The sequence below is a fragment of the Pseudomonas sp. SDO55104_S430 genome (assembly GCF_054070595.1).
In genome coordinates, this window is record NZ_JBSVXG010000185.1 from 1 (window position 1) to 11,445 (window position 11,445).

The following is an 11,445-nucleotide window of genomic DNA, read 5'->3' on the forward strand; positions in this document are numbered from 1 at the left end:
CACAGGTTTCCTTGTTGAGCACAATTATTGTGCAAGACACTGGACACTGTGGGAGCGGGCTTGCCCGCGATGAACGATGACTCGATCCACCTGCCGAAACACAAGCGCTCTACGGCACTTGCCAGCCCCCTGACGTTAACGTCAAGATGCTTCAGGGCGCCGATACATGAAGGCGCAGGGCGGACGACCCGGAGCGCTTGATGACGCTGATAAAAACAAACTCCCCCAAACTGCACCGCGAAGCCCGGCTGGCCCGGGAAAAACTGCACCTTGAAGGCGAAGTGCCGGACGGCGTGCTGCGGGCGGAAATCGATGCTTCCTGGCGACGCAGCCTCAGCCACGGAGTGCATTTCAACGCCAAGCACGAGCTGGCGCTGGAATCCGGCGCCAGCCTCGACGTGCTGCTGAACAATAACCGTCTGCTGATCGACGCCGCATTGCCCTCCATCGACTACCTGGCCGAACGCCAGGGCAAGGAAGGGCTGATCATCCTCGCCAACTCCGATGCCACCATCCTCGCCGTCGAAGGTCGCGCCGACCGCCTCAAGGGCAGCGGCCTGCAAGACATCACCCTCGGCGCCTGCTGGAGCGAAGCCGCCCGCGGCACCAACGCCCTGGGCACCGCGCTGGTGGAAGCCCGGCCGACCCTGATCGATTGCGGCGAACATTACCTGGATCGCCTCAGTGATTTCTCCTGCACCTCGGTGCCGATCCATTGCCCTCAGGGCGACATCCTCGGCGTACTCGATCTGACCCGTGAAGGTCCGCTGGGGCGTGCCCACGACAGCACCGCGCTGCTGGCCATGGCGGTCAGCCAGATTGAAAGCCGGGTGTTCAACGCCAGTTACCCCGATGAAATCGTGCTGGCCTTCCACAGCCGTCGCCAATACCTCGAATCCCCCTGGCAGGGCCTGCTGGCGGTGAGCCTCGGCGGGCAGATCCTCGCCGTCAGCGCCCAGGCCTGTCAGTTGCTGCATGCCGAGCGCTCGGCGCTGGTGGGCCGGCGCTGCGAAGAGTTTCTCGGCGTCGATGGCCTGCAATTGCTGGCACGCCTGCATCAGGGCGGTGCCGGCAGCCTGCAGACCGCCAAGGGCGAGTTCTTCTACAAAACCCTGCGCGCGCCACAGCGTGCCCTCAACGTCGGTACGCCACCGCGCGCTCCGGCCAAACCGGCCAAAACAGCGCAACCGGACCTCGAATCCCTGGCCGGCAGCAACGAGCGTTATGCCCGTGCCCTGCGCATGGCCCGTCAGGGCTTGGCCAATCAGTTGCCGGTGTTGCTGCTGGGGGAAACCGGGACCGGCAAGGAAGTCATCGCCCGCGCCCTGCACATGGCCGGCAGCCGCAGCGACAAACCCTTCGTCGCGGTGAACTGCGCGGCGATTCCCGAGGGCCTGATCGAGTCGGAACTGTTCGGCTACCGCGAAGGCGCGTTCACCGGTTCGCGCCGGGGCGGCATGGTCGGGCGCCTGCAACAGGCCCACGGCGGCACGCTGTTCCTCGACGAAATCGGCGACATGCCCCTGGCCCTGCAAGCCCGCCTGCTGCGCGTGTTGCAGGACCGCAAGGTCGCGCCATTGGGTGCCGGCGAAGAGCAGGACATCGACGTCGCCCTCATCTGCGCCACCCACCGCGACCTCAAGCGCCTGGTGGAAGACAAGCACTTCCGCGAAGACCTGTTCTACAGGGTCAACGGCATCAGCGTGATGCTCCCGGCCCTGCGCGAGCGCGAGGACTTCAGCGCACTGGTCGGCCGCCTGCTGACCCGGCTCGAAGCGCCGACCGTGGTGCTGCATGACGACCTCAGCCGCCTGCTCGGCAACTACCACTGGCCGGGCAACATCCGCCAGTTGGAGATGGTCCTGCGCACCGCGCTGGCCATGCGCGAAGCGGGGGAGACCGTGCTGACCCTGGATCACCTGCCCGACAGCATGCTCGACGAGCTGACCGCCACCGAGCGGCCGCAGTCCGGCAGCATCCGCGAGAACGAACTGGAGATGATCCGACAGTCTCTGGACAACCATCAGGGCAACGTTTCGGCCGCCGCCGACGCCCTGGGCATCAGCCGCGCGACCCTGTATCGCAAGCTCAAACAGTTGCGTTCGTGATGCGCCGCCTGATCGTTCGGCTGATCGACAGCCAGAACCCCGAAGCCCTGCACGCCTCGCTGCAGTGGCTGTACGGTTTCGTGCGCCCCCATCGGCTGGCGATCGCCGGCTTGCTCGGGCTTTCGGTGTGCGCCTCGGCGCTGGTGCTGGTGCAGCCGTGGCTGACCAAGCTGCTGATCGACGATGGCCTGCTGGCGCGCAATTTCCCGATGCTGGTGCTGATCGCCGGGCTGATGATCGTCGCCGGCTTGCTCGGCACGGCGTTGTCGGGGATCAACCGCTACCTGCACACGCGCTTGTCCGGGCGCATGCTGTTCGCCCTGCGCGATGACCTTTATCGCCACTTGCAGACCCTGTCCCCGAGCTTCTATGGCCAGCGACGCATCGGCGATCTGATGTCGCGCCTGGACGGTGACGTCGCGGAAATCCAGCGCTTCGCCGTGGACTCGCTGTTCTCGGCAGTGTCCAGCGTGATCGGCCTGGTCGTTGCCGTGGCGATGCTGCTGACCCTGTCCTGGAAGCTGTCACTGCTGGCGCTGGTGCTGATCCCCCTCGACGTGCTCTGGCTGCGCTGGATGCGGCGCAAGGTCGAGCGTGACGTGCGACAGCTGCGCGAACGCTCGGCGGACATGTCGTCGTTCATGGTCGAGACCCTGCCGGTGATGAAATTCATCCAGTCCGCCGGCCAGCAACAGCGCGAGGCGCGGCGCCTGGAAAGCCTGGGGCAGGGCTACATGAGCCAGTTGCTGCGCCTGCAAGTCACCGAGTTTTTCACCCAGGCGGTGCCCGGCACCCTGACGTCGCTGTCCCGGGCCTGCGCCTTCCTGATCGGCGGTTACTGGGTGGTACAGGGCACCTGGCAACTGGGTGCGCTGATCGCGTTTTCCACCTATCTGGGCATGGCGGTGGGACCGGTCCAGAGCCTGCTCGGGCTCTACGTGGCGATTCAGCGCATGACCGTCAGCCTCGGGCGGGTGATGGAATTGCGCGGCGAGCAGCCGACCGTACTCAGCCCTGAAGTGCCCCAGCCGATGCCCGGCTCCGGCGAGCTGCGTTTCGAGGATGTGCACTTCAGCCATCCCGGGCGCTCGACTACATTGCGCGGGATCGAGGCGCGGATTCCCTACGGTCTTAAAGTCGCCCTGAGCGGCGGCTCCGGCGTCGGCAAATCGACCCTGATCGATCTGTTGCAACGCCACCACGACCCGCAATCCGGGCGGGTGCTGCTGGGGGAGGTGGATGTGCGCGAGCTGGACCTGTTCCAGCTGCGCCGACGCATCGCCGTGGTCAGCCAGGACATCGTGCTGTTTCGCGGCAGCCTGGCCGACAACCTCGCCTACGCGGTGCCCGACGCCAGTCGCGAAGCGATTGCCGAAGTGGCGCGCATGGCCCAGCTCGACAGCCTGATCGCTTCCTTGCCCGAAGGCCTCGACAGCCCGTTGGGCGAGCGCGGCCAGCAGTTGTCCGGCGGCCAGAAACAACGCATCGCCATTGCCCGCGCGCTGTTGCAGGACCCGTTGATCCTGGTGCTCGACGAAGCCACTTCGGCGGTGGATGAAGCCACCGAGCGCGAAGTGATCGAGGCCATCGACCGGCTGTTTGCCGGGCGCACGCGGATTCTCATCAGCCACCGTCCCTCGACCCTGGCCGATGCCGACCTGCGCTTCGAATTGCTCGACGGCGTGCTGATTTCAAAGACGGTGCTGCATGAAGCCTGAGTTGCGCATCGGCGTGGTGGACAGCGGACATTCGGCGGCGCAGCGGGTGCAGGTGATGGCCGGACGGCGCTTTTCCCTGGTGGAGGACGGGCTGGCCGAAAGCGACTTGCGCGACGATCCGCTGGGCCACGGCAGCGCGGTGATCGAAGCCATCGGCCGGCGTGCGCCATCGGCACTGTTTTGCGTAGCCCAGGTGTTCGACCAGCGGGGTGTGACCAGCGCCCTGCAAATCGCCACGGCGATTGACTGGCTGGTGGCGCAGGACGTGCGCCTGATCAACCTCAGCCTCGGATTACGCCAGGATCGCAGCCTGTTGCGGGCCGCCTGCGCGGCGGCGGTGGAGCGCGGTGTGCTGCTTTGCGCATCGAGCCCGGCCCAGGGCGATGGCGTGTACCCGGCGAATTATCCACAGGTGCTGCGGGTCACGGGCGATGCGCGCTGCGCCGAACTCGAATGGTCCTGGCTCAACAGCGCCCAGGCGGATTTCGCCGCCTGCGTGCACGGCACTTATCCCGGGCAGTCCGGGGCGAGCCTGGGTTGCGCGGCGTTGAGCGGGCACATCGCGGCGTTCCTGGTGGAGCAGCCCGAGGCGAGTAATCAACAGGTCATCGACTATCTGCGGGACAACGCCCGCTATCGCGGCCCCGAACGGCGCTACGGACCATGACGCGTATCGTGATTCTCGGTGCGGGACCGGCAGGCGCGGCGGTGGCGTTGGGCCTGCGGCGCCAGGGTTATGCGGTGACGCTGATCAGCGAGTGGCGGCGCTTTGCCGCGCTGGAAGGGGTTTCCCAGCGAGTGCTGGAAGCGCTGCGCGGGGCAGGGCTGCATCACGGGCTGGCGCAGGCGATCCTGCCGTCGCAGCGACAGGTCAACTGGAACGGTCAGCAGCACGCACAGAACGTCGAGTTTCTGCTGGATCGCCCGACCTTCGATCGCGGCCTGCGCGAAGACTTGCGCGAGGCCGGGGTCGAGCTGATCGAGGGCCGGGTGCTGTCGGTGCACAGCGCGGCGACAGAACATCGAATCGACATCGACGGACGCGAGCCGCTGATCGCCGACTTTCTGGTGGAAGCTCGCGGGCGCCAGGCCCCAGCCCTCGGCAAAGGCCTGCGCGGACCGGAAACGGTCAGCCTGCTCAATCGCTGGCAAGCCACGCCGGGCATCACCGCCAGCGCCGTGGAAAGCCTCGCGGACGGCTGGGCCTGGATGGCGCGGCGGGCCGATGGCCAGTGTTACTGGCAATGGACCGTGGACGTGGCCAGCGCCGAACTGCCGGGCAAGGCGCAACTGCTCGACTACTGCCGGCAACGGCGTCAGGCATCGGCGCTGGCTCAAGGTTTTTTCGGCGGCGAACCCGAAGTCGACCTGCAACTGCACGCCCGCAGCAGCACCGCGATCCTCAGCCCCCAGGTGTGCGGCGAACACTGGATTCGCGTCGGCGATGCGGCCATGGCGGTGGACCCGCTTTCGGGCAACGGCATCTTCCAATCACTGTCCTCGGCACTGCAGGCGCCGACGGTGATCAACACCCTGCTGCGCAAACCCGAACGCACGGCGTTGGCCCAGCGTTTTCATCAGCAGCGGGTGGAGCAGCTGTTCCTGCGCTTCGCAAGAATTGGCCGGGATTTCTACGCCGATGAGCAGCGTTGCCAGGCCTTGCCGTTCTGGCAGGCGCGGCGGCAATGGCCGGACGCCGAAGTCGCCCATGCCGAGCCTGATTTCCAGGCGCTGCGCATCGAACGGGCGCCGGTATTGCGCGATGGGTTCGTCGATGAGGCCGAGGTGGTGATCACGGCGGATCAGCCATTGGGGATCTGGCATGTGCAGGGGGTTGAGCTGGCGCCGTTGGTGCGGCGGTTGCGCAGTGAGCCGGCGGGGCAGGTGTTGGCGGGGTTGACGGTGGAGCAGGGGAGGATGGTCAGGGGTTGGTTGTTGGCTCAAGGTTTCAAACCCTGATTTGCGATGCCAATCACAGTGCGACTTTACGATGTCAAAAACTGCTTTGTTGTACTAAGTCTCGGACTGATGACTTATGGCCACCGTGTGCAAGAAGTTGCGCACTCAAACTGTGGATAAGCCTGTGGGCACATTTCTTCAGGCCACGTCGCCCGTGCTGTACAGGCGAGTGCGCAAAAAGTTGCCAGGCACTGCGCAACTTCTTGCGCACTTTTAGGGGTAATTGAGCCTCGAATTGTTTCAAACGTCGGACAAAAACGCCCCATACCCCCGGTTTGATTGACCCTCAATATTTCTGGCACGTTCCTTGAGAAGGGCTCTGGTAGCCATCGGGCGATTTTGCCCCGTGGGCACCCTTATTTTCGCGTCCCCGATGCCGTGTTCAGGCGACGGTACGCGTTGCTCAACACAAGGAACAGGGAATGGAATGCCCAGTGAACAGCGTTTCCCAAGCCAACTATTTGTTAATTGATGGTGTATTGCGGCCCGACGCGCTGGCCCGTCTGTACCAGCGTGGCGAACCGCTGGAGATTGTGCCGCTGTATCTCGGGACACGGTGGAGTGAGCTACAGGATCTGGGGCCGATTTTGGTTTCGCTTCAGGGGCCGTCCACTTTGATCGGCGAGGAGTACCAGCAGGCGGATGCCAGCCTGTTGTCCAGTCGCGCTCCCCTGCAGGTTGTTGCCGATCATTTGCGGCGCTTTATCGCGCCGCCCGACGTGCTGGGCGGGAGTGGACTGTTGCGCTTTGCCGATCCGCTGGTGGCGCGCCATTGGTTGGAGAGCTATCAGGGCACTCACCTCGACGGGATTCTTGGACCCATTGAGGCGTGGCATACGCCAGAAGATCAGCACTCCTGGGAACCCCCACCCCAATCTGCGTGGCGTAGTTTTCTGCGCGCCGGGCCTGCACCTGACGGGTTCAATGCCCTGTTGGGTGAGGGGCAACTGAAGGCGCTGAACCGCGCTGGCCGTTGGCAACTTTCCGAGCGGTTGAACCATAGCTTGGAGCAACGCGAGCCGCTGCTTTTGGCAGAACTGGACGAGAGCACACGAACCCAATGGTTCGATCAACGATTGGATGAAGCCGAGGCTTGGGGGTTGTCGAGCGAGTGCAGTCTCGCCATCTGGATCGAATACAGCCTGCGGTGGGGAGTCGGGTTCGCATTGCAACCGGACGGGCCTTATCAACGCTGGCTCTTGGACAATCCCGACGCCCTCCAACTTGCACCAGAACTGCGTATCCAGCGAATGGATGACGATTGTCTGCCCACCGAAAACCACAAGGACATGTGATGAGCTACGCGACTAAAGCCCAGTTGAATCAAGCCAGGCGTAATCAGGAATTCCAGAACATACCGATGGGCTCCGGCCAGTGCGGGTTGATGCAAAAGGAAGTGGCCGTTTTCCCCGTTCGGTATGCCGTGGACGAGTCGCCGCAAAAAGGCAGCAGCCAAGGCCCGAATCCGCTTCCGAAAAACTGGTCAAACCCCGCCCTACCACCGTTGAAGACCCGCAGTTATACCCTGCGCCAGCTACGGGACGGTTGGCTGTACGTGTGGAGCAGCATCGACGAAACCTTCCATGAGTATCAGGTGGAACGCGAGATGCTCATTCGTCACGAATGGACCGAGCGCGAACTGAACCAGGACACCCGCCACAACCCCGGCCAGGCACGCCAGTACCTGCTCTATTCCCGCCGAACCCAACTGCGCATCGCCTACTCGCCGGTGCAATGGACCTGGCGGATGTGCGAGCTGATGCGCAGCAGCGCCGCGGAGCAATCCCGCTGGATGCGCAGCGTTGACCTGCCAGCGTACTGCCTCACCGGCAAAGTCGCCCACGGAGAGGCGATCACCGAGCTGGGCAAATGCGTCGCGGACATTTTCGTCTATGGCGGGCAGGCCCCGAGCTTCACCAGCACCCTGCTGCCCACCGAAACCGCCAACCCGGACGCCGCATTCAAGCCGGCCTTCGAAGAAGCGCTGGTACGAGGCCGGGTACCGATGCAGGACACGGCGCTGTTTGTCGCATTGGACGATCCGCTGGCGGTGATCGATGACCTGAACATGAACCTGGTCGGTCGACTGTTGGAACAGAGCCAGTTCGAAGCCCTGCATCAACACCAATTGCAAAGTGCGTTGGCCGTGCAGAACCTGTGCGGGTTTGATGCCGAGCCTTTCATCCCTTCTTCAATGCAGACCCCGGTCCAGCGCCAGGTGTATACCGACGACCTGTACACGCTGCTCAGCACCCATGATGAAGTCGAACGCGCCAAGGAACTGGTGACGCCCGAGGATAACGCGATGGTGATGATGGGCGCTGGCGCCACAGTCGCGGCCGGTGAACGCGCGTTCAAGGCCAGGTGGGGACATCTGCCGGATCAACAAAAATGGCGGACAGCCCTTGAGGAATGGGAAGCCAAACGCTACTGGCGCGAAGACGTGCGCTTTGACGAAGTACGAAACTACCTCAGCCAAACCACCGTCGAGGCGACCCAACTGCAGGCGCACATCCAGCGCAGTGCCGACGACCTGATCGACTGGCTCGACCAACTGAACCCAGGCGCCGAAACGGTCTATCACGACACCGGCCATGTAGATCAGGCCAGCCAGCTGCTGGAAACCGCCCACGCCCTTTACACCGCCTTGGGCAACGTCGAACGCGGACAGCAATGGCTACTCGCGCAAGCCGCGCAGCCCAGCAAACTGTTCGGCACCGCGCTGTACAACTTCAACCCGGAACTCGCCGCGCTGATCAAGCAGGTCACCCACAACTTCAGCACCACCGGCAAACTCGACGACCAGGGCCGCGAAGGCGACGGTCACTCCCCCACCCTGAACCCAAGATCCCCGGGCGACGCCACGAGCATCGGCACCCGCTTCAATGAAATCAAGGCGGTGCTGGACCTGGAATCCGTCCGCGACAGCCAGCTCTACCAGGCCATGAGCAGCACCGCCAAACAGGCGATGAACACCCTCCTCGACGTCGCCAACCACAAGGCCAGAGACGCCTGGCACGGCTTGAGCCTCATGCTGCTGCCGGCCATGAAACAACAATTGGCACTGACCTTGGCCGTGCCTCAGGTGCTGATCTCCACCGAAATTTCCATGGACACACAGCTGGTCTACAACCCGAACTACCAACGCGAGTACCAGGCCTGGCTGCTGGAAGTCGCCACCGTGCAGAACAAGATAGCGTCCTCCAACAACGCCTTACGCCATCGCGCGGCGCCTCACGATCAACGCGCAGCGCGTCACTTTCTGCGAGCCCAAGAAGACCGCCTGAAACACCTCTTCCTGCAACGCCCCAACCAGATCTCTGCTCAAACCTCAGGCCCCACGCGCCTGCATATCGACCTGCCACAAATCAACCGCTGGCTCTCCGATCTGGGGAAATCGGAGGTGATCGAGCAGCTGAAAACATTCGGCACTCAGGAACACCTGCGCAGCACCAAAGCCTGGATGAACCAGAACCTGGGCAATGCCTTGCCTGCCCTGCTGGTGGGCCTGAACGCATGGAACCTGCATCACACGGCGAAACAGGCGAAGAACGACGGCAGATTCTCGGCGGATGAATGGCGCAATGTGAGTGCGAGTGCGGCGTATGCGGGGAATGCGATAGCGGCGTTGTGGGTGGGGCCGGCGTGGAATCGGGCGGGGATGATGACCGCTAACCTGGGATCTGAAACCCTGAAGGTTGCACAGGCGGGGTATTCGGAATGGATAAACGAGGCCAGAGCTGCTTCCGCAGGAAGTGCCAAGGCAACGGCGGCCAGCGAAATGGCCACCCTCTCGAAAGGCCTGATCTGGCGCACGGTGACGTGGGCGGCATTGGGGGCTGTTGCGAGCGGGCTTGAGGCTTGGCAGTTGTCCAATGACATAGATGGTGCGACGAGCGAGGAGGAAAAAGGGCTGCTCATAGGGAAATTTATTGTGGTGTCCGGAATGTCGTTTGTTGCCACAATCCAAATGGTTGGCGCAGGGCTTGGCTATTGGTTCGGTTTTGCCTGGGTAATGTCTAATCCAGTGATCATTATTTTGGCGATCCTCGGCATCGCCTATTTGATGGTCAGCATGGCCGCTAACCGCTACAAGCGCGAGGGACTGCGCCTGTGGTTGTACCGCTGCACTTGGGGGCGAGGATCAATCCCGGAATGGCATGGCGATGAAGGTCATTTCAGGCAAATGCAAGCCCTACTGGAAACCCTGCAACGTCCCAGCGTCGGCGGCAGGGCTTTGTCCACCGGCGGAGGCAGCACGCCGAGAAAAAACCTGGGTTTCTGGCTGCAAATCCAGGTGCCGAATGCGCTGGCAGGCAAGGACGTGACCCTGCAACCGGCGATGATCCAGACATATCTGTTTTATGCCGACGAACTGCAAAGCACCAAGGACCAGTTCTACGACAGGTTCCTCAATGGTTACTGGATAGATCCGAATCTGCTCGGCCAGTTACCCGACGGTCCCGGTACCAAAGACAATCCGGCGGACTACATCTACACCGGTAAAGAACAGCACCGTCTATGGCAGGTGTGGATCGAGTTCTCCAAAGCTAGCCCGGTCCTTGAACTGGAGATCAAGTACCCGCCCGGGGTGCTTCAACGTGCTGATGGCCGTGGGTACATGTTTCGAATTGCACTGGAACTGAGCACGAGCGAAGCGGACCGAGCCAACAATGCTTTCAGCGGCGAACTAAAGGAAAAGGACGGCATCGTTCTGAAAGAACAACAAACCCAGCTTCTGAAACTGAGCATTCCTAATTGAGCTAATGGACGAGCCCCGATATGTTTAATTTCAACAAAGCACTTGATTTACCGCCGCAACTCCAATGGAAGTACGCTAATGAACCAGAGCTATTGGGGTGGACTATTTGCGCCAGGAACTACAATACATTTGTGGCCAACTGCATGTTTGCATTTATGTCAGTATTGGCTGCGTTAGCCACATACTTTGTAGACTCAGTAGTCAGCTTCGATGAAAATTATCCTTATAGAATACTTGTCAATTTAGGGTATTTTATTGTTTTAATATATTTAGTTTCAAGCGTGACCCATCAGCGGATGAACTACGCCTACCGTTTCACACATTCTGGAGTCGAGTATTGCAAATGGAAAGATTTCCCAAAGTGGATGTTGCCATTTCTGAAATGGTTCACAGGCATTACGGTGATTATCTGTATCGGCATGGCAAGCATTGATCCGGTATTCTTGATCGGCGCGTTAATAGGTCCAGGCGGGATGGGATTGATGTACCTGTCCATGGCCAACTCCAAGAGCTATCAGGAAATGCACACGCAGTACCATCACTATGCTTTTAAATGGGAAGAGTTAACGCAACTTGCCATTGCGACCAATCGAGAGGTAGTTGATCTGAAATACAGCATCACTCTGGAGGGTGAGGACTGTAAAACCAATTGGAGCCTGAATGTCTTCTGTAAACGAAAGCAAAAAGTACACGTAGCGGAATTCATCAAACCCTATTTATCTTCAGGCGTACCGTTCATTAGGGCAAAAGTAAACGTTCCTCTTAGTACGCAATGAGACATGTGATTCAGATTTAGGCTTTTGAATCGGGGTACAAGCCCTGAGTTTTATGGTGGCAGTTCTGGCCTCTTCGCGAGCAAGCCCGCTCCCACATTGGTTTTGTGTCGTATACAGATCCA

General features: G+C 61.5%; 7 protein-coding genes. All 7 read left to right on the forward strand.

Features of this window, described 5'->3' with window-relative positions; genetic code table 11:
- Nucleotides 1-200 precede the first annotated feature (200 nt).
- The 7 genes from ACW9JE_RS23760 to ACW9JE_RS23790 all read left to right on the forward strand — a co-directional run bounded on the left by ACW9JE_RS23760 (nucleotide 201) and on the right by ACW9JE_RS23790 (nucleotide 11,323).
- Nucleotides 201-2,108, forward strand: a complete 1,908-nt coding sequence (locus tag ACW9JE_RS23760) for a sigma-54-dependent Fis family transcriptional regulator (protein WP_457434128.1) — start codon at nucleotides 201-203, stop codon at nucleotides 2,106-2,108.
- A complete protein-coding gene (locus ACW9JE_RS23765) occupies nucleotides 2,108-3,826 on the forward strand; it encodes an ABC transporter ATP-binding protein (RefSeq protein ID WP_457434129.1) in 1,719 nt (572 codons plus the stop codon). Before ACW9JE_RS23760 ends, ACW9JE_RS23765 begins: the two co-directional genes overlap by 1 nt.
- Entirely contained in the window at nucleotides 3,816-4,493 is a 678-nt protein-coding gene (qhpE, locus tag ACW9JE_RS23770) for a subtilisin-like serine protease QhpE (protein ID WP_457434130.1), read from the forward strand. The genes ACW9JE_RS23765 and qhpE overlap by 11 nt, the downstream gene beginning before the upstream one ends.
- Nucleotides 4,490-5,785 (forward strand): flavin-dependent monooxygenase QhpG, encoded by a 1,296-nt coding sequence (gene qhpG / locus ACW9JE_RS23775; RefSeq protein WP_457434131.1) that lies wholly within the window; start codon nucleotides 4,490-4,492, stop codon nucleotides 5,783-5,785. The genes qhpE and qhpG overlap by 4 nt, the downstream gene beginning before the upstream one ends.
- Nucleotides 5,786-6,219: 434 nt before the next feature.
- Nucleotides 6,220-7,080, forward strand: a complete 861-nt coding sequence (locus tag ACW9JE_RS23780; protein ID WP_457434132.1) for a DUF4123 domain-containing protein — start codon at nucleotides 6,220-6,222, stop codon at nucleotides 7,078-7,080.
- A complete protein-coding gene (locus tag ACW9JE_RS23785) occupies nucleotides 7,080-10,547 on the forward strand; it encodes a T6SS effector BTH_I2691 family protein (RefSeq protein WP_457434133.1) in 3,468 nt (1,155 codons plus the stop codon). The genes ACW9JE_RS23780 and ACW9JE_RS23785 overlap by 1 nt, the downstream gene beginning before the upstream one ends.
- 20 nt (nucleotides 10,548-10,567) lie before the next feature.
- The gene (locus ACW9JE_RS23790; protein WP_457434134.1) at nucleotides 10,568-11,323 is read left to right on the forward strand and encodes a hypothetical protein; all 756 of its coding nucleotides are present in this window, start codon (nucleotides 10,568-10,570) and stop codon (nucleotides 11,321-11,323) included.
- Nucleotides 11,324-11,445: the final 122 nt, after the last annotated feature.